Consider the following 18,127-nt stretch of genomic DNA (forward strand, 5'->3'; position numbering starts at 1 on the left):
TAATAATTTATTCGTCGAATTCTTCAAAGGTAATGACAGCTCTACCTTCAACTCTTCCATTTCTTAAGTCATCAAGAGCTTCTAGAACTTTACTGAATGGATATTTTTGAGCTTGAACTGTGATTTTTCCAGCTTTTGCCAGATCCATAATTTCGTAAAGGTCAGTGATAGTTCCACCTTGAGTTAATCTTACCATAACACCAGGTTTTACAGTAGTCCAGCTTACAGGGAGTGTTCCTCCACCAAGACCTAAAATGGAAATAAGACCTAATCCTTTGGTAATTTGTGCAGCAAGTTCCAAAGTGTTGTCCCTACCTACAAAGTCAAATACTGCATCTACACCTTTACCATCAGTCAATTCCATAATCTTGTCGTATGCATTATCATCTAAAACAACCAATTCATCAGCACCAAAGTTGGTCATTTTAGCCATCTTATCAGCAGACCTGTTAACTACGATAACACGAGCAGAGGTTGTTAACGCTAAATATTGACAACAGTAGAATCCAAGTCCACCTACACCGATAACCACTGCAGTACCATTGTTTGGAATGAACGGTTTTGCGGTTTGAACAGCTCCATATGGAGATAAACCTGCATCAGCCAATGCCACATATTCTGTAGGGTCAAGATCACCTAAAGGTGCAACTTCCCTTGCATCAGCAATCATGTATTCTGCCATTCCTCCATCTTCTTTAAGACCACGTGCGCTTGCAACTTCACAGAAGTTGTCACGGCCTGAAAGACAGTATTGACATTTACCGCATGCATGTAATGTGTCTACAATGACATTTTGTCCTACTTCAACAGTGTCGACTCCAGGTCCAAGTTTTGCAACAGTTCCTGCGTTTTCGTGACCGAAGGTGAATGGTCCTACGAATGGAACTGTAATGAAACCTTCATCAATAACTTCAAGGTCAGTTCTGCACATTCCTGCACCTTTCATTTTAATTAAGATTTCACCAAATCCAGGTTCTGGTATAGGCACTTCTTCCAATACAGGAGGTTTTCCTAATTCATTAATTCTCCAAGCTTTCATTGTTTCAGCCATTTTTATTCCTCATTTTAATTTTATTCATTAAATTATAATTCAATGATATTGATAATGTTAAACAACTTATTGTAATACAAATCCACCATTAGGAGAAATTACTTGTCCTGTTAAGTAATCTGCAGTTAAGATGTATTCTAAAGCACCGGCAATTTCTTCAACTTCACCAATGTGTCCGAGAGGGATTGTTGCAGCAAGTGCATTTAATTCATCCTGATTTACGCCGCGAAGCATGTCGGTCATAATCATACCAGGAGCAATTGAGTTTACTCTTACTTTTCTTGGAGCAAATTCTAAAGCAAGTGCACGGCATAATCCGATTACACCAGTTTTAGCAGCACAGTAGTCAGCTTGGTTGATTACACCTGTTAATCCACCTACTGATGCTGTACATACAATTGCAGTGTCACGGTCTACCATGTAAGGAAGTGCTAAGTGACACATGTGCATCATACTTACGAGGTTTGTGTTAATTACAGCTTCATATTGTTCTGGTTGCAAGTCAATGAAGTTGCTGTTGTTGGTAATTCCTGCGTTGTTTACTAATGCATCAATTTCTTCACCAAATGCTTCAACAGTAGCTTCAACTAATTTTTTGCAGTCTTCAAATTTACTTACATCCGCTTGAACTGCAATAGCCTCCACACCATACTCTGATTTAATTTCTTCAATCAAATCTTCAGTTAACTGCTTAGATGAGTCACTTCTGTAGTTGATTGCTACATTGTAGCCAAGTTCACCAAGTTTTAAAGCCATAGCTTTTCCGATTCCTCTGGAACCGCCTGTAATAATTGCATTTTTTGCCATTGTTTCACCTCATATATTCGATAATATGAATTATATGATTAAATATTTTTAAACTTAATGAATCTGCACCAATAATGGATAATATCCAGTTAAACGAAAAAAATCTCAGATAAATAATCGATATATAATATAATACATATCATTCTAAACAAAGTAAAATTGATTATAATTTTTCTAAACAGACATCCCACATATCCTTAGAGTCATCATCTAAGATTTTAATTGAATTTGCTTTTTTGAAAAATTCATCTGCCTTATCATATTTTTCCCAATAATAATATGTATATGCTTTTCCCTTCAAAGCATCGAATGAATTTTCATCGACCTTTAAAACAGAATCAAATAATGCAATTGCTTTGGCATATTCAATCTTAAACAAGTATGCAAATGCAATGTGCAATCTGGCATCAAGATTATCTTCATTTAAAGCTAAAGACTTGATTAACTGATCAATAGCATCATCATATTTATCTATATTGATTAATGCAATTCCTTTAAGGTAATATGCTTCCCAATTAAAATAATTTACTTCAATCGCCTTATCACAAAGTTCAATAGCCCTGACACTAGATCCATAATTATCTGATTTTAATTTTCTTTTAGCCTTTAAAATGTAAGTCTTATCCCTATTTAAAGCAAATTTCATATTGTTTGAGTAATCTTTTATAAATTCAGGCAATTCTGTATTGTAAATATAACCGTCTTTAATCTGCAATACATCATCGATAAAATCATAAATATTATTGATTGATTCCTCCTTCAATTCTTCAACATCGATACTGTCGATTTTTTGTTTTAATTCTGTTGAATATATTCGTTTTAAAAGAGACTTATTCTCATTTTTTATGAATTCCATACGATTATATATTGTCTGAACATTAGGGGATTCAAAATAGATTCTATCTGTCCTTCTTTTATTAATTCCAATATCCTCAAAATCTTTTTTGTCATCCTTCATGATATCACCCGCAAAAATTATTGAAAAAGCACATGTAATTAGACTAAAAAAACACCCAATATAAAAAAGAATAAAAAAAATAAAAATAGTGGTAGCGGATAAAAATCCAACTACTTTAAAAAACTTAACACTCAAATCCGCCGTCACATCTGATGATTTGACCGTCTACGAATTCAGATTCGTCAGAAGCAAGGAATAATGCTAATGCAGCAATGTCTTCTCCTTGACCAACCCTTTTCATAGGAGCTCCGTCAACCATCATTTGCAATGCTTCCACTCCTCCGATACTATCTACCATAGCGGTGTGGATAGCACCAGGAGCAATACCGTTACATCTTATTTCTGGACCAAGTTCGAATGCCATGGACTTGGTAAGACCTGCAATAGCGTGTTTGGATGAGATGTAACCTACAAATCCAAAGTGTGCAGCGTAAGATGCTACTGAACAGGTGTTAATTACAACACCTTTTCCTTTTTCTTTCATTACAGGAGCTACCAATTGTGTTAAGTATAATGGAGCGTATACATCAACTGCAAATACTTTGTCCCATTCTTCTTTGGTAATTTCCAAAAGAGGAGTTACGCTTAAAAGTCCTGCATTGTTGAACAAAATGTCGACTGTTCCATATTTTTCAATGGTTTCATCAAAGATTTTTTTAATGTCGTCAACATCAGCCATATCTGCAATAACTGCGAATGCTTCTCCACCAGCTGCTTTAATGTCATCCACTACAGCATTTGCTCTTTCTTCGTTTCTTCCAGTTACAACAACTTTTGCACCTTCTTCAGCAAATAATTTAGCTGTAGAACGACCCATACCGGAGGTTGATCCAGTAACGATTGCTACTTTTCCATCTAGTTTACCCATTTATTTCACCTTCTTTAATCATAAAATCCTATGATTTTATGTTTAACATTTTGTAAATCCATGTATTTAAATATTCATAATATTTTTTACATAACTCTAAATAACATTCAGAATTTTTTAAAAAATATGTCGTTTACCCCAATTATTTTATAAATATTATCATTTTATATTAATTTAATAAAAAAATATTGTCAAAAAATATAATAAAAATAAGAAAACTTGCACAAAATTATAAAAATTAATTTTTAATTAAAGTTTAAAATAAGATTAATTATTGCCACTCAAAATATAGAGATGCTCTTGAAGTTTCAGCCTCTCATTGAAACCGGAAGGTTCGAAAGATTCTACAAGGAAATGCAGATTACAGACCTTCAAAAAGAACTTGAATAAATGGGTGGCGAATAAGACTTCAAAACTTGTTTCCAGGATCTCTTAAAAAACTGTTTTTTGATGGTTAAATGAAATAATATTTTATTATTACTTTATATTTTTCTAATTGTAATATTGTGAAGAATGCATTTGGAAAATAACTGTTTTTCGTATGAAATATATGCTTAATATATTTTTTAAAATGAAACATTCATAGATAATAAATTAGCAAAAATATGGAAAAATCAGTGGTAAAAACTACGTTCAATGTTCAAAATAATGTCAAATATGAAAAATTTGTAAAATTTAAAATAGGTTGTTAAAATCAGTTAACAACCCCATAAATTTAATCTATGCTTTTTTAAATGTATCAGCAACACTTTTCAGGAAATCTAAATCGTCACCTTGGAGTTCATATAGTGTTGTACCGTCATGGTAAGCTAAAATATAACCAGAGTTTGTTGAGTTACCATCATCTGATGGAACACCATTCACATCAATTATGGTCCAGTTACCATGGTCTCCTTTAAGGGAAGCACCATCATTAACCCAGTTACGTGCAAATTCTTCAGCTGTATCTACAGCCCCGTCACCTCTTGTAACATCAACAAAGAAAGAAGTATCAGGAGTACTTACGATGAATGAATTTACAGTAAAACCGTTTCCGTCCCAAGTGAAGTTAGTAATGGAAGTATTTGATGGTAAGACTAAAGAAAATCCGTCAAGGGTATATGTTTCATTGGTTGCTTCAGATTCTCCTCCCAAAAAGTCAAATATTCCTGCACTTACTACATTCAAGCAGCAGAAAACCGCAAATATTACTAAAACAAAAGCTAATATCTTTTTCATATTCATTTTAAAACCACCATATTTTTTACATTATTAAAAAATTGATTTGATCCCGTTTTTGTGATGGTTATTGAAGGTACATATTTCAAGATTTCTGATGCATAAACAATTGTATCCAAACCTCTCTTTTTCAGTGATTGGATTCGAGATTCTTTAAAAATTTTTTTAAAAGAAACTCCTATTACATTATCCATCAAAAAAACCTCACAAAATATAATAAAATTTTTGTGAACATTTACATATATAATTTACTGAAAGATTTTCAGTTTTTAGCATATGAAAAAGATTACTAATAATTTAATATCAAATAATATAAATTATAGAATATTTTACAACATTGACTTTTTTAACCTATCTTTTTGGAATAGATTTCTTGATTCTGCTATGATCAGTAGAGAAAAATATATGATCTATTGGTATTTCCTAAAACACTACTTTTCAACCTATTACTAATCTTCCTTGTTTTGATCAATCAATTCTTTTAACTCATCAAAACGTTTATTGAAATGTCTTGTTAAAAGAGCGGCCGTTAAAGTGGCGGTACCGACACCAGATAATATATAACCTCCCCAAACCAATAAAACACTGTTCAATTTACCTAACGTTGAAGTTCCCAAAACGGTATAACCATTACTTGTAAACGCATTGGAAACCATAACCAACGAATCAATCAAATCAACATGTTCTACAGCAGCAGTGAAAATTAAACTAACAAATACTACTGTAAACAAGAGCAATATGGATACTCCAAGCCCATTAGATTCAGTATAATGAATGAATTTAGTATAATACTCTTTAATAATGAACAAGAATAGTGGCATGTGAATAACAAATAATATGATAATAAATGGTGCACTAACATATAAATATGGTGATCCTTCCCATCCAAAAGCTAAAAATGTCATGGACCCTAATGGGAACAATAAAAGGAAGAATATTTTATGTTTAAAAGTTGATTTATCGATGACTAAACAACATATCAATGAAACAAAACAATCAAACAATGCAAATAAAACCATATCTGTATACCAGAACAGAATCACATAGATAATATTAATAAACGATAAAGTAATCATTATTAAGTAAGATACCTGTTTTAATGTATGTATTTCCTCTTCTGGCAAATATTCTTTTAAATTAAATATTTTTCTATCAGAATTTCGTTTTAAATAATTGTAGATTTTGTTTATGGCATATAATAAACCTGAAAATAGAAGAATTTCTGCGATTAAAATTAAAATTTCCGCAATAAAAATAACCAATTGATTATCAACTGCCATAAAAACCATCTCAATTAAATATTTTAAAATAGTGATTAATAAGAGTTACTTAAAAAAATAATTTGGAAAGTTCAAAGAACTTCCAGTCTAAATTTTTTCTAAAGCCTGATCCACATCGGCCAAAATATCTTCAATATCTTCAATACCTACAGAGAATCTAATCAAATCAGGAGTTACGCCTGTAGACAATTGCTGTTCGGCTGATAACTGAGAATGTGTTGTTGATGCTGGGTGGGTAACCAATGATTTGGCATCACCTATATTTGCTAAAAATGAAAGCAGTTCTACACTTTCTATGAATTTCAAAGCTCCTTCATAGCCTGCTTTAAGACCAAATGAAACTATTCCACCATATCCTTTTTCTGCATACTTTTTAGCGACTTCATGGTTTGGACTAGATTCAAGACCTGAGTAAGTTACCCAAGCCACTTTAGGATGAGCTTCCAAGTGTTCTGCAACAGCCATTGCATTTGATGCATGCCTTTCAATTCTAAGTCCTAATGTTTCAAGACCCTGCAAGAGCAAAAATGAACCGAACGGAGAAGGCACTGCACCAGTATCCCTTCCGATAACTGCTCTGATTCTTGTTGTAAAAGCAGAACCCTTAAATGTTTCGGCAAATACCAATCCATTATATGTTGGGTCAGGCTCAGACAATGTCGGGAATTTTCCGTTCATCCAGTCAAAGTCACCTTTTTCTATGACAATTCCACCGAGAGTTGTACCATGACCTCCAATGTATTTAGTTGCAGATGATGCAATGATGTCTGCTCCATGGTCAAATGGCCTGACAGATCCTATCCCAACGGTATTGTCTGCAATCAATGGGATTTGATGGGAATGAGCTATTTCTGCCAACTTATCAAAATCAGGAATATCCAATTTTGGATTTCCAATTGATTCAACATATATTGCTTTTGTTTTATCATCAATAGCTTCTTCAAACAATTCAGGAGATTGGGAGTCAACAAATGTTACTGTACGACCCAATTCTTCCAATGTGTTTTCAAATAACTCATAAGTACCGCCATACAGGTTATCTGCAGAAACAATATTGTCCCCCACTTGAGTCAAGTTAATGATTGCATAAAAGATAGCTGACATTCCGGAAGCAGTTGCATATGCTGCAGTTCCTCCTTCAATAGCTGCCATCCTTTTTTCAAAAGCTTCAGTTGTAGGGTTTGTAAGTCTAGTGTAAATGTTTCCCCCTTCCTTAAGAGCAAATCTATTTGCAGCCTGTTCAGATGATTCAAATACATAAGAAGTAGTTTGATAAATTGGAGTTACTCTTGAACCAGTCTCATCAACTTCTTCCTGACCGGCGTGTACGCCAATTGTAGAAATATTTTTTTTATTTTTAATTTCATATGCCATAATAATCACGTTATATTTTTGTAAAAATTAATATAAAAATTTTTTAAAACCCGAACAAATCCTGTGCATCCAACATCACATCTACAATGTGCACCTCAAAAGGACATCTGAGTTCACACTCCCCGCAGGCGATGCATTGGGTTGCATTATACTTCAAGTTATTATAGTGTTCTTGAACGCCTGGTGGAACCTTGTCGTGGTTTTTAGCAAGGTCAAACAGTTTATTTACCATTGCTATATCAATTCCTGAACTGCATGGTTGACAATGTCCGCAATAAGTGCACTGTCCTTTAAAGGAATGTTTAGGGGCATTTTTTAAAACTTCAGCATACTCCTTTTCATTATCGCTTGCAGTGCAATACTTCAAGGATTCTTCAAGCTCATCGACAGTTTTTACACCTACAAAGATGCTTGAAACTCCTTTTTGAGATAATGCATAATGAATGCACTGAACGGGGGTTAATGCAACGCCAAATGGAGAAGTTTCATCAGAAAGCAGATTTCCACCTGCAAAACCTTTCATCACTGTTAATGCAGTGCCGTTTTCTTCACATAAACTATAGATTTCATCTCTTTTAGGATTGACGCTTGAAAATTCCCCATCATAGGCATTTTCTTTCCTATATTCTTCAATATCATCCATTGAATCGAACATGTCAAAAGCAGGGTTAATCGAAAACATCAAAAGTTCGATTTCAGGATTTTCTGCAGCCAATATCCCGATATCGGGGTTATGGGTGCTTAATCCAATGTGTGCTATTGTACCGTCTTCCTTTAGTTTGCGAACATATTCAATAAACGGACCGTTCATAATGTTTTCATAGTCTTCAATCTGGTCAACATAATGAATCATTCCAAAATCCAATGTATCAATCTGAAAGCGTTCCATAAAATCTTCAAATGCCGGAATGACCTTATCCATTTCACGTGTTCGGACATACTGTTCATTTTGCCATGTTGCACCAATATGGCCTTGGATAATCCAATTTTCACGAGTATCCTTAATTGCACGGCCCAAATGGGAACGCACATCCGGTTCACTCATCCAACAATCCAAAAAATTAATTCCGTTTTCTTCACATGCACGAACAAGTTCTTCTGCATCCTCATAAGGTCTTTCTACTAAAAATTCAGCTCCAAAAGCTATTTCAGATACTTCAAGACCCGTATTTCCTAACGTTCTATATCGCATCAATTTCCCTCAAAATTATCTCTACATTTATTTATGTAAACAAATATTTAATATTTATATTAAAAAATTCAAAATAATATTTAAAAGGTGAAATAATGAATATTGCAATTATTGGAGCAACTGGAAAATTTGGAATACCGTTTACAGCTAAGCTGCTTTCAAATCCCAATTATAAATTAACATTGATATCAAAATCTGCAGCCAACATATATGAAGATAATCATAGGCTAACTGCGAAAAGCATTGATGCTACTAATATAAAAGACTTAAATAAAGCCTTAGAAAATAGCGATATCGTAATATCTGCCGTTTCAGGCTCTGACCAGCCTGTCATTGCACGAAATCTTGTTGAATTGGACGTCAAAAGACTGGTCTACATGAATGTTGTCGGAATTTACAATGAGTTGGCTGAAGGAAACGGGGATGAATTCAATCTGGACAATGAAAAAGAGCAGATTCCAAACAGAAATGCAGCCGACATAATAGAAAATAGCAATCTTGACTATACTATCCTAAGATTGGGATATATGATATTTACTGAAGAGGAAAACAATGTCTTGACCAAAAAAGGAGAAACACCTAAAGGATATGTTTCCACATACAGGTCAGCTGAAAAGATTATTCTAGAAATGATTGAAAATCCTGAATTATATTCACACGAAAACATAAGCATTACACAAGATATGAGTTAAATGTATACTAAAGAATTCATTTTGGATGAAGTCAATAGCATAAGAGATGAAATAGGTCATGAAAAAGTGAATATTTTTATTGAAGACCTTTATTTCAACAAAAAGACCAATGAGCTATGGATTATTACTGAAGACCGACCGGATAAATCAGCAATTATTGGAAAGGGCGGTTGGGTAATTGGCAGGCTGCGTGAAAAGTTAGGCCTTGAAAGCATTCATGTCGAGTCCTATGGTGATTTTTTAAACAAGGAATACAAGTTGAAACTGGCTAAAAAAACCGTGCATAATTTGAATTCCGACTTAACCGGCTTAAAAAACTTGGAAAAAACAATTAATGCCAAATTATCTAATATTTATAGCTTTAACTTTAAAAATTACATTGATGAAAATGAATTTGAAGAGTCTGAAAATGTTGAAGCAGTTGTTGCTCTTTCAGGTGGTGTTGACAGCAGCTTTTCACTGATTTTAGCTAAAAAACTTGGATTCAATCCAATTGCAGTTACAGTTGATCCAGGAACCATAATCTTACCAAATCAATTCAAGAGAAACATTAAAATCATATGTGAAGAGCTGGATATATTTCATGAATATATTGAAAGCGATTATTCACAGGTGATTGAAGAGTCATTTACAGGCAAGCTTCATCCATGTGGAAGATGCTCCAAAAATACTAGCGACCTTGTAAAGGAATATGCAAAAAATAGAAAAATCCCTATAATTATATATGGTGATATGCTTGCAACTGGCAGTCAATGCATAAATTTACAGGACGATTCATTATATCGCTTGAACCTTCCAGCAAGTTTAAGCATCACCAAGCAAGAGATGAAATCCTTAATACGAACATATAATTTGAGTGAGTTTAAGGGATTCGGATGTCCACTGCTTTATGAAGTGCACAAAAAATTCCCATACATGAAAAAATTTTCAATACAAAGAATCTTAAGGGAAACCCGTTCAGGAGCACTTGAGCCCGGTGAAGCGTTGGACCTAATTTGGAGTTTCTATAAAACTAAATAGCTAAACTTAATAATAACTTATTCAATACTAATTACCATGATGTTTAAAATTTGCCCTAGATGCGGATCTAAGAATGTAAAATGGATTATACCTCAAAATTGGTCACAGTGGGTTTGCTATGATTGCGATTATACTGGACCTATTATTGAAGGAAACCAAGAACTAGCAGATGAGATTCATGAAAGTTATTTGGAATCTCAAAATGAAAAAGACGAATAACCCTTAACTTAATTTTCTTAAAAGAAGTTAATGATTTACGATTGAGATATAAATAGAAGCTGAGCTCTACTTATTGAATCATTGAGGAATAACTAATAAGTTTTCTATAAATACCTCTTTCGTCAATCATACTTCAATAACCAAAAAAGATTATATCAGTAATTAATTGTTTGTTAATTTTACTATATAAAGTTTAGGTATACCTAAACAAATTCGATTTTAAAAAAAATATTGAAAAATGGAATCAATTAAATTCCATGCTTTTCAAATTCATCATCTAAAAACAATTTGATGTTTTCACGAGCTATTTGAACCATTTCAGGAGCGGGACCTCCAGGAACAGCCCTTATTCTAACATTTTCCACAGGATTTAAAGCTCTTTGTATCAAATCATCCTCAAGATTTAACTCATCAAAACCTAAATCAACAGCAATTTCATCAATAAACTTGGAAGTAATATCCTCTTCAGCCATTTCATTGGCACTAGCTTCATTAACTATCCTTCCAACGATTTTATGAGCTGTTCTGAATGGTATTTTTTTCTCACGAACCATAATGTCTGCCAAATCGGTTGCTGTTGCAAAGTTTTTGCCTGCGAGTTCAGCGCATCTTTCTGTCTTGAACTCAACAGAAAGCAGCATCTTAGTTACAACGGACAAAGTATCCTGAGTAACCTTCAATGCATTCCATAAATGAGGAGTAATCTCTTGCAGATCCCTGTTATAGGTGTATGGAATAGCTTTAAGAATTGTCAGAATTGTTACAAGTTCACCGTTGACAATTGTGCATTTGCCTCTTGCAAGTTCAGCTACATCAGGGTTTTTCTTTTGAGGCATAATAGAAGAAGTAGATGAGTATTCGTCGGCCATTTCAATAACGCCGAATTCATAAGTGCTCCATAATATCAACTCTTCACAGATTTTAGATAATGTTGTGCACAGAGAGACCAAATCAAATACTGTTTCTGCGATGAAGTCCCTTGCTGAAACGCCGTCCATGGAATTTTCAAGATATGCATCAAATCCAAGCAAATCAGTAGTCAACTGCCTATTTATCGGGAAACTGGTAGTTGCCATAGCCGCTGAACCTAATGGATTTAGATTAACACGCTTATAGGTGTCGGCTAAACGTTCATAATCCCTTTTAAGCGCTTGTACATGAGCCATTAAATGATGAGCAATTGTAATTGGCTGAGCATGTTGCAAGTGGGTAAATCCGATGAAAACATCCTCCAAATGCTCGCCGGACATTTCTACTAATCCTTCCATAAATTCCAAAATGCCAATCTGAATTTCAATAATCTTTTCCCTTAAAACTAATCTGACATCACATGCAACCTGGTCATTACGTGATTTGGCGGTATGCATAAAACCTGCTTCAGGTCCTATTTTAAAAGTCACATAATTCTCAATAGCCATGTGAACATCTTCAACAGAAGGATCAAAGACTAATGCTTCGTAACCTTCTTCTTTAAGACTATCAAGTGCACATAAAATATTATCTGCTATTTCTGCATCAATAATTCCTTCATGTTTTAGCATTGAAGTGTGTGCAAAATTAGTTTTAATATCTGCTTCAAAAATAATTTTATCTGCTTCAAGAGATGAAGTATATTCCGCTGCTTCATCAGTCATTCCAGTCTTAAAACGACCATTTCTAATATTATCCAAAAGAATCCCTTCTTAAAAAATAATTAAAAATAAAAATAAATAAAAAAAAGAAATTAAGATTAGAAATCTTATTTTTTCATTTCAGTGTATCCGCATTTACCACAAGCAACTCTGTCACCATGGTCAGCCATGAATACACCTTCACCACAACGAGGACAAATTTGGTTTTTTCTTACAATTTTGTCTCCATCAACTTCATATAAATCAGATTTTCTTACCATTTAAATCACCTATTCTTCTGCATCTTCTGCATCTTCTGCAGGTTCTTCTTCAGGTTCTTCGTTTTTAGCGATTACATGTTTAGTTTCAATGTATTCTAAATCATCTACAGTGTCATAAACTTTAGCATATCCAATAGCTTTAGGTTCACCGTAATGTGGTTGTACATTGTCAACAACAATTAAATCTTTTTTAGTGTTTAATAAAGCAACTAATTTTGATTTGATGTCTAATACTTTAGGAGTTGCTTCACCATCATAATCAACGTAAAATTTAATTTCTTTTCTATTAAATAATTTATTTTCTTTTTCTTCAATAAATTCAATTTCCATGATAAAACCTCATTTAATTTATTCTTCAATAAATCCGTCAATAAGCATTTGAGCTTTATTTTTAACATCAGCCACTTTTAAAAGCACCAAACCTTCATTTGGTTGACCATATAAAATGGTAGCTTCAGGATCAGCCATTAAGATGCAAGGAAGAACTGCAAGATCTTCTTCCCCCGCTACTTCAATTACATAACATTCGCCATTGTTAGATAATTCAAGAGCTTGGCCTATGGTTTCCCATAGATCATCTGTAATAGTTCCCGCAGGATTATCAGCTTTTAAAATATGATCTGCAAGTATTATTTCATGAGTATGATTTTTTCTTTGAATTAAATTATCAATTATACCAATATTCGGATATAATTTATAGTCAGTAAGATTACCAAAAGTCGCATCACCAACAGAAATTAAAAACTCGGAAGATTTGATTTCATCAATTGCATCTTCGAAGTTAGGATATAATTTGCCTAACGGCTTTTTAAGCTCAGCTATTATATCTTTATTTAATTCTGCATCTAAACGTAACACAAAAAACCCTCTATCTTACCCTTAAACAATATTCGCCTGGAATTTCAATGTTCAATTCTTTAGCGACTCTGGATTCTTCCGGATCAGTTATAATTAAAAGACCGCTCCAATTATCGGAAGTTGGGCTTCCACAGCTAGGACAGTGGTCTTTGTTTGAAATCATTTTACAAACTGTACATGCTTTCATTATTAACCCTTCTTATTCTTTTGTTTGGCTTCTTCAATCCATTCGAATCTACCTAAATTAGTTTGTCTCATTGTAAGAGGAATTTTTGAATTCCTGTTATTTTCGATATTATTGGTAGATTCATCCTTAATGGAAACGCTAACTGCTCTAGCTCTAACTAAATCTCCTTCATCCAAGGTTTTGTTAGATTCTTTTGCGAGCAAAGCGCCTCTTTTTGCATCATAGTTAATGTAATCATCAGTTACTTGGGAAACATGGATTAAACCATCCATAGGTCCGATTCTTACAAAAGCACCGTAATCAACAATATCAATTACTTCACCATCAAAAATCTCATGTTGTTCTGGTTTAAAGAAAATTGCTTCGAAAACAACATTATGGTATGCAGCTCCATCACCCATGATGAGTTTTCCTTCACCAATTTCAACAATATCATTAACACAAATGAGTAAACCAAGTTTTTTGTCTAAACGACCCTCGTAAGTTTCGTTTAAAGTTTGAATAGCGACTTCTTTGAGAGGATTTTCAAATCTGTAAGGTGGTATTCTTACAGTATCCTCAATTTTTGTTTTATAATACAAAATAATCCCTCATTTATTTAATAAGTTTAATTAATATTATATTTTACCTTCAACAGCAATATATTTTTTTTGTCTTAAGTATGCAACAGTAATTCCTTTATCTTTTGCACGATTTTTTAATTCAACATCATTCGTAGCTAAAACTTCTGAAACTCTAAGTAACGCATCATCCACAGTTTCATTTTCAAGTAATGAAATATCCTTTATTTCAACTTTTGAAGAATTAGCTAACTTTAAGGCCAAATTTGCATTTAACCTTATTTTTCCTTTATTGTTTTTTTTCAAACCCTTCAATTCATTGATAACAAAGCTTGGAGTTGTTAATTTATAAGAAGGTAATAATTTTTCAAGTTCAGTGATTATATCCACATTGAACTGAAAAGGAACCATAAAAAAATTGGTATCAATTACAACTTCTTTAGAGTCCATTATTTTTCCCTCTATTTAATAATACCGTAACCAATCAATCTCCAACGAGCTCCGACTCTACGACTTAAAGCTACTCTATCGCCTGGGCTTGCGCAAACAGGCAATTTAAGAACAACATCAACATCATTCTTTTTAGCAGATGTTACAACACCAATGGTTGTTGTAGTACCACAATTAATCATTAAAGGTTCTTTAATTTTAATTGGAGCAACATCACGTTCTTCTTTAGTACCTACAACACGGTCAAGCAAATTAGCTTCCATTTTGAAAGAATCCAACACATCAGGTAAAGTTCCTTCTTCACCAGCAACGGTTCCGGACAATGAATCTGATTTGGTTAGAGATGGATCTAATTTGGTTGCAATACCTACGAGACCTCCAGGGCCAATTTCTTCAACTTGTTTTCCGTTAGCTTCAAGACCGATAATTTCAGATTTTAAGGTGATTCTTTTGCCCTCATTGGTAGGGCCTGGCCTAATTTCAATGGTATCGCCTAGTTTGAATTTACCTTGAACCAAGGTTCCTCCAATAACTCCACCTTTAATCTTATCAGCACCTGAACCAGGTTTATTGATGTCGAATGACCTTGCTACATGCATTAATGCAGTATCATCGATATTTCTTTCTGGAGGTTGAATTTGCTTAAGCATAGCTTCGATTAATATATCTACATTCGCACCTTGTTGAGCGGATACAGGTATTATTAAAGCATCTTCAGCACAAGTACCTTTAACAAATTCCCTAATTTCATTATAACTTTCAATAGCTCTTTCTTTTGAAACAATATCTATTTTGTTTTGAACTACAATAACATCCTTAACACCGATTACATCAAGCGCCATGAGATGCTCTTTAGTTTGTGGTTGTGGACATGTCTCATTTGCAGCAATTACTAACACTGCACCATCCATAATTGCGGCACCAGATAACATAGTTGCCATAAGAGTTTCGTGACCTGGAGCGTCGACAAAAGACACTTTTCTAATTAATTCAGTTTCAGTCCCACAGATTTCACATTTATCAGAGGTAGTGTAGCATTCCGGTTCATCACAATTAGGACATTTTCTAAATTCAATATCCGCATAACCTAAACGAATTGAAATACCTCTTTTTGTTTCCTCACTGTGAGTATCAGTCCATATCCCTGATAATGCTTTGGTAAGAGTTGTCTTACCGTGGTCTACATGACCAACTAAACCTATGTTAACATCTGACTGTACGTTCACAGATAACCACCTTTTTTTATAAATTTTAATTCACTTAAAAGTAAATAAGAAAGATAGTAAAACTATTCTTCCTCTTCTTCACCAGCACCAAGAATATCAGCTATTGATTTGCTTCCAGCTTGAGTAACTACAGTGTTGATTTGTACAATATCTTCAGCGATAGTGTTTCCTCTAACAGTTTTTCTTCTTTTTACACCATCAGCTTTAGGATGATAACCGATACCACCAGTTAATAAACTTTTGATTCTTCTGGTACCTGAAACATCTTTTTTCATGGTAAAACCATTTTTATCACTACCACCAGTGATTTTTAAAGTGTAACCATCTAAACCAACAATTCCACCATCAAATTCATCACCGATGACTAATCCGTTAAGAGCTTTAGTTTCATCGATTTCGAATTGATGAGTTTCAGCTTTTTGGGACACAACAACTTTAAATGCCATGGTATTCCTCCTTAGTTTTTTATAACAATAATTTATTATTCAAAAAGACCAAATTTACCCCAATCAGGATCTTTTTTACGTTTAATTTCTAAAAATTCGTAAAGAGTCTCGAATTCATCTTCAGTTAATTTATCTTTAAATTCCCTTTCAATAAACTTATAATGTTTTTCAGGAACATCAACGTATAATTCATCCCCTTCATCAAAATGTTTTCCGACAATAGCGTCCTTAATAGCCATAGCCACCCTTTGACCTCTAGAAATATCAGGCAATGTTTCACCTTTATCTTCCATACTGGCTATTACACCAACATATTCTCCATTCTTGTTAATCAAAGTTTGACCTTGTTTGATTGTTCCACTAATGGATTCTATTCCGACAATAGCTGGTTTACTTTGGCGGAAAACCAATTTAGGTAAAGCCATGAATTTTGCAGGTTTGATAATGGCATTGTAGAATGCTTTTTTCTTGGCTCTTTCAATTTCATCGATCCATGCCTCATAATCTTCAATAATCTGATATATGACATCTCCTTCGAAGAGTTTAACATCAGAATTTTTAAGATCATCAGCTGAATTCGGATGAACACTTACATTAAAAGCAATAATAGCACCATGCGCATCATTTTCATTCAAAGCTATGGATGAATTAATAATATCTCTACGATTTACATCACCAATATTTGCTTCGCGAATAGGAATGTCCAATTCTCTCAACAACTTAACAATAGCTTCGAGAGAACCTAATGTATCCGCTTTAACTAAAATACCTTCATCTTCAGTACTTATGGTAATATCTTCAATCTCTTTTAAGAGCTCTTCTTCAACATCCACGTCATCACTTAACACTCTAAGCGGTGAACCGGAAATAACATCATCCAAGTTTGGAGCCGCAATTTTAATACCTGCAGCAGCAACAACCTCATCGAACTTCTGGAATTTCTTTTTAGAATCCCTCATTTCCTCCAATGGGAGCGGCCTTAAAATAGACCTGATTTTAGTTGTTAAAACCTCATTTGAAGAAGTGATTAAAGCGATTTCATCATTAGTTCGCAAAACACCATCATAAATAATACTATCAATAGTAAGACCTAATCCTACTTCTTCTTTAATTTCCAGTACAGTACCTTTAGCAGGGGCATCTTCATTAATTTCCAATTGTTCAGTCAAATACTCTTGAGCAAGACCCAATAGCATTGCAAGAACTTCAATTATACCTTCACCGGATTTAGCGCTAATAGGAATAATACTAATCTGTGAAGCAAAATCACTGACTCTGTCAAACCTTTCGGATTGGAAACCCTCTTTGTGAAGGGTACCTACGATTTCATAGACTTTAGTGTCTAACTCGGTTTTAACACTTTGAGCTTGCTGATTGAAAGATTCTTTAAAGGAAACGCCTTCATGTGCTTCCCAACCAAAAATCATGTCGATTTTATTGGCAACAACAATGAATGGAGTCCTATACATTTTAAGAATATTCAAAGCTTCATAGGTTTGTGGTTTAAATCCATCATTAATATCCACAATTAAAACAGCTAAATCAGCTAATGCTCCACCACGTTTTCTTAAACTAGTAAAAGCTGCATGTCCAGGAGTATCAATGAAGAATAAACCTGGTATTAAATCTTTGATAGTTAATTTTGATATAAAATTTCCACAGATTTCTTCAATAGTATCGTTAGGGATTTCAGTAGCACCAATGTGTTGAGTAATACCGCCTGCCTCTTTATCAGCGATGGTACTGCCTCTAATATAATCCAACAATGTAGTCTTTCCATGGTCTACATGTCCTAAAACTGATACAATCGGGGATCTGATTTTCATAATA

22 protein-coding genes are annotated in these 18,127 nt (G+C 33.7%); 3 read left to right on the forward strand and 19 right to left on the reverse strand.

The features are described from left to right. Window positions 1-7 precede the first annotated feature (7 nt). From TL18_RS05965 to TL18_RS06005, 9 genes are all read right to left on the reverse strand, one after another. Entirely contained in the window at window positions 8-1,051 is a 1,044-nt protein-coding gene (locus tag TL18_RS05965; protein WP_067042838.1) for an NAD(P)-dependent alcohol dehydrogenase, read from the reverse strand. A gap of 66 nt (window positions 1,052-1,117) precedes the next feature. Further along, the gene (locus tag TL18_RS05970; RefSeq protein ID WP_067042842.1) at window positions 1,118-1,858 is read right to left on the reverse strand and encodes an SDR family NAD(P)-dependent oxidoreductase; all 741 of its coding nucleotides are present in this window, start codon (window positions 1,856-1,858) and stop codon (window positions 1,118-1,120) included. Between the two features lie 163 nt (window positions 1,859-2,021). After that, on the reverse strand, window positions 2,022-2,816 hold the full coding sequence (locus tag TL18_RS05975) for a tetratricopeptide repeat protein (protein ID WP_067042846.1): 795 nt from the start codon (window positions 2,814-2,816) through the stop codon (window positions 2,022-2,024). Window positions 2,817-2,940: 124 nt separating this feature from the next. Beyond that, a complete protein-coding gene (locus TL18_RS05980) occupies window positions 2,941-3,684 on the reverse strand; it encodes an SDR family NAD(P)-dependent oxidoreductase (protein ID WP_067042849.1) in 744 nt (247 codons plus the stop codon). Between the two features lie 720 nt (window positions 3,685-4,404). Beyond that, on the reverse strand, window positions 4,405-4,908 hold the full coding sequence (locus tag TL18_RS05985; RefSeq protein ID WP_067042852.1) for a hypothetical protein: 504 nt from the start codon (window positions 4,906-4,908) through the stop codon (window positions 4,405-4,407). Continuing rightward, window positions 4,905-5,096 (reverse strand): hypothetical protein, encoded by a 192-nt coding sequence (locus TL18_RS05990; protein WP_067042855.1) that lies wholly within the window; start codon window positions 5,094-5,096, stop codon window positions 4,905-4,907. The genes TL18_RS05985 and TL18_RS05990 overlap by 4 nt, the downstream gene beginning before the upstream one ends. Window positions 5,097-5,351: 255 nt before the next feature. Further along, a complete protein-coding gene (locus TL18_RS05995) occupies window positions 5,352-6,182 on the reverse strand; it encodes a hypothetical protein (protein WP_067042858.1) in 831 nt (276 codons plus the stop codon). A gap of 87 nt (window positions 6,183-6,269) precedes the next feature. Next, window positions 6,270-7,556, reverse strand: a complete 1,287-nt coding sequence (locus TL18_RS06000; RefSeq protein ID WP_067042861.1) for an O-acetylhomoserine aminocarboxypropyltransferase/cysteine synthase family protein — start codon at window positions 7,554-7,556, stop codon at window positions 6,270-6,272. Window positions 7,557-7,599: 43 nt separating this feature from the next. Further along, window positions 7,600-8,748, reverse strand: coding sequence for an aldo/keto reductase (locus TL18_RS06005; protein WP_067042864.1), 1,149 nt, complete (start codon window positions 8,746-8,748; stop codon window positions 7,600-7,602). 95 nt (window positions 8,749-8,843) lie between these two features. Here TL18_RS06005 and TL18_RS06010 point away from each other — a divergent pair, with 95 nt between their 5' ends. The 3 genes from TL18_RS06010 to TL18_RS06020 are packed head-to-tail and all read left to right on the forward strand — an operon-like array spanning window position 8,844 to window position 10,679. After that, on the forward strand, window positions 8,844-9,440 hold the full coding sequence (locus TL18_RS06010) for an NAD(P)H-binding protein (protein ID WP_067042867.1): 597 nt from the start codon (window positions 8,844-8,846) through the stop codon (window positions 9,438-9,440). Continuing rightward, on the forward strand, window positions 9,441-10,460 hold the full coding sequence (locus TL18_RS06015) for a 7-cyano-7-deazaguanine synthase (RefSeq protein ID WP_067042870.1): 1,020 nt from the start codon (window positions 9,441-9,443) through the stop codon (window positions 10,458-10,460). 30 nt (window positions 10,461-10,490) lie between these two features. Continuing rightward, the gene (locus tag TL18_RS06020; RefSeq protein WP_067042873.1) at window positions 10,491-10,679 is read left to right on the forward strand and encodes a hypothetical protein; all 189 of its coding nucleotides are present in this window, start codon (window positions 10,491-10,493) and stop codon (window positions 10,677-10,679) included. 248 nt (window positions 10,680-10,927) lie between these two features. On the opposite strand, the gene argH is transcribed toward TL18_RS06020, so the two are convergent. The 10 genes from argH to infB all read right to left on the reverse strand — a co-directional run bounded on the left by argH (window position 10,928) and on the right by infB (window position 18,123). Continuing rightward, window positions 10,928-12,349 (reverse strand): argininosuccinate lyase, encoded by a 1,422-nt coding sequence (gene argH / locus TL18_RS06025; RefSeq protein ID WP_255354666.1) that lies wholly within the window; start codon window positions 12,347-12,349, stop codon window positions 10,928-10,930. A 68-nt stretch (window positions 12,350-12,417) separates the two neighbouring features. Then, window positions 12,418-12,570, reverse strand: a complete 153-nt coding sequence (locus tag TL18_RS06030; protein ID WP_067042875.1) for a 30S ribosomal protein S27ae — start codon at window positions 12,568-12,570, stop codon at window positions 12,418-12,420. A 9-nt stretch (window positions 12,571-12,579) separates the two neighbouring features. Next, window positions 12,580-12,900 carry a 30S ribosomal protein S24e gene (locus tag TL18_RS06035; protein ID WP_067042878.1) on the reverse strand — a complete coding sequence of 107 codons (321 nt, stop codon included), beginning with the start codon at window positions 12,898-12,900 and terminating at the stop codon, window positions 12,580-12,582. Window positions 12,901-12,918: 18 nt separating this feature from the next. Beyond that, window positions 12,919-13,428: a GTP-dependent dephospho-CoA kinase family protein gene (locus TL18_RS06040; protein WP_067042881.1), complete on the reverse strand. Its 510-nt coding sequence runs from the start codon at window positions 13,426-13,428 to the stop codon at window positions 12,919-12,921. A gap of 10 nt (window positions 13,429-13,438) precedes the next feature. Then, window positions 13,439-13,615: a transcription elongation factor subunit Spt4 gene (spt4, locus tag TL18_RS06045; protein WP_067042884.1), complete on the reverse strand. Its 177-nt coding sequence runs from the start codon at window positions 13,613-13,615 to the stop codon at window positions 13,439-13,441. 2 nt (window positions 13,616-13,617) lie between these two features. Further along, window positions 13,618-14,196, reverse strand: coding sequence for a DNA-directed RNA polymerase (locus tag TL18_RS06050; RefSeq protein ID WP_067042887.1), 579 nt, complete (start codon window positions 14,194-14,196; stop codon window positions 13,618-13,620). A gap of 36 nt (window positions 14,197-14,232) precedes the next feature. Beyond that, window positions 14,233-14,625, reverse strand: a complete 393-nt coding sequence (locus tag TL18_RS06055; RefSeq protein ID WP_067042890.1) for a PIN domain-containing protein — start codon at window positions 14,623-14,625, stop codon at window positions 14,233-14,235. 11 nt (window positions 14,626-14,636) lie between these two features. Next, window positions 14,637-15,851 carry a translation initiation factor IF-2 subunit gamma gene (locus TL18_RS06060; protein ID WP_067042893.1) on the reverse strand — a complete coding sequence of 405 codons (1,215 nt, stop codon included), beginning with the start codon at window positions 15,849-15,851 and terminating at the stop codon, window positions 14,637-14,639. Window positions 15,852-15,913: 62 nt separating this feature from the next. After that, window positions 15,914-16,297, reverse strand: a complete 384-nt coding sequence (locus TL18_RS06065) for a 30S ribosomal protein S6e (protein ID WP_067042895.1) — start codon at window positions 16,295-16,297, stop codon at window positions 15,914-15,916. 35 nt (window positions 16,298-16,332) lie between these two features. Continuing rightward, window positions 16,333-18,123, reverse strand: a complete 1,791-nt coding sequence (infB, locus tag TL18_RS06070; RefSeq protein WP_067042898.1) for a translation initiation factor IF-2 — start codon at window positions 18,121-18,123, stop codon at window positions 16,333-16,335. Window positions 18,124-18,127 lie beyond the last annotated feature (4 nt).

This window comes from Methanobrevibacter sp. YE315 (genome assembly GCF_001548675.1).
In the GTDB taxonomy this organism is placed as follows: Archaea; Methanobacteriota; Methanobacteria; order Methanobacteriales; family Methanobacteriaceae; genus Methanocatella.

Coding starts and splice junctions, on each gene's coding strand:
- TL18_RS05975 (WP_067042846.1), bottom strand. CDS start 2,816: ATGAAGGATGACAAAAAAGATTTTGAGGATATTGGAATTAATAAAAGA.
- spt4 (WP_067042884.1), bottom strand. CDS start 13,615: ATGAAAGCATGTACAGTTTGTAAAATGATTTCAAACAAAGACCACTGT.
- TL18_RS06010 (WP_067042867.1), top strand. CDS start 8,844: ATGAATATTGCAATTATTGGAGCAACTGGAAAATTTGGAATACCGTTT.
- infB (WP_067042898.1), bottom strand. CDS start 18,123: ATGAAAATCAGATCCCCGATTGTATCAGTTTTAGGACATGTAGACCAT.
- TL18_RS05990 (WP_067042855.1), bottom strand. CDS start 5,096: ATGGATAATGTAATAGGAGTTTCTTTTAAAAAAATTTTTAAAGAATCT.
- TL18_RS05980 (WP_067042849.1), bottom strand. CDS start 3,684: ATGGGTAAACTAGATGGAAAAGTAGCAATCGTTACTGGATCAACCTCC.
- TL18_RS06065 (WP_067042895.1), bottom strand. CDS start 16,297: ATGGCATTTAAAGTTGTTGTGTCCCAAAAAGCTGAAACTCATCAATTC.
- TL18_RS06030 (WP_067042875.1), bottom strand. CDS start 12,570: ATGGTAAGAAAATCTGATTTATATGAAGTTGATGGAGACAAAATTGTA.
- TL18_RS05985 (WP_067042852.1), bottom strand. CDS start 4,908: ATGAATATGAAAAAGATATTAGCTTTTGTTTTAGTAATATTTGCGGTT.
- TL18_RS05995 (WP_067042858.1), bottom strand. CDS start 6,182: ATGGCAGTTGATAATCAATTGGTTATTTTTATTGCGGAAATTTTAATT.
- TL18_RS06035 (WP_067042878.1), bottom strand. CDS start 12,900: ATGGAAATTGAATTTATTGAAGAAAAAGAAAATAAATTATTTAATAGA.
- TL18_RS06005 (WP_067042864.1), bottom strand. CDS start 8,748: ATGCGATATAGAACGTTAGGAAATACGGGTCTTGAAGTATCTGAAATA.
- TL18_RS06000 (WP_067042861.1), bottom strand. CDS start 7,556: ATGGCATATGAAATTAAAAATAAAAAAAATATTTCTACAATTGGCGTA.
- TL18_RS05965 (WP_067042838.1), bottom strand. CDS start 1,051: ATGGCTGAAACAATGAAAGCTTGGAGAATTAATGAATTAGGAAAACCT.
- TL18_RS06015 (WP_067042870.1), top strand. CDS start 9,441: ATGTATACTAAAGAATTCATTTTGGATGAAGTCAATAGCATAAGAGAT.
- TL18_RS05970 (WP_067042842.1), bottom strand. CDS start 1,858: ATGGCAAAAAATGCAATTATTACAGGCGGTTCCAGAGGAATCGGAAAA.
- TL18_RS06055 (WP_067042890.1), bottom strand. CDS start 14,625: ATGGACTCTAAAGAAGTTGTAATTGATACCAATTTTTTTATGGTTCCT.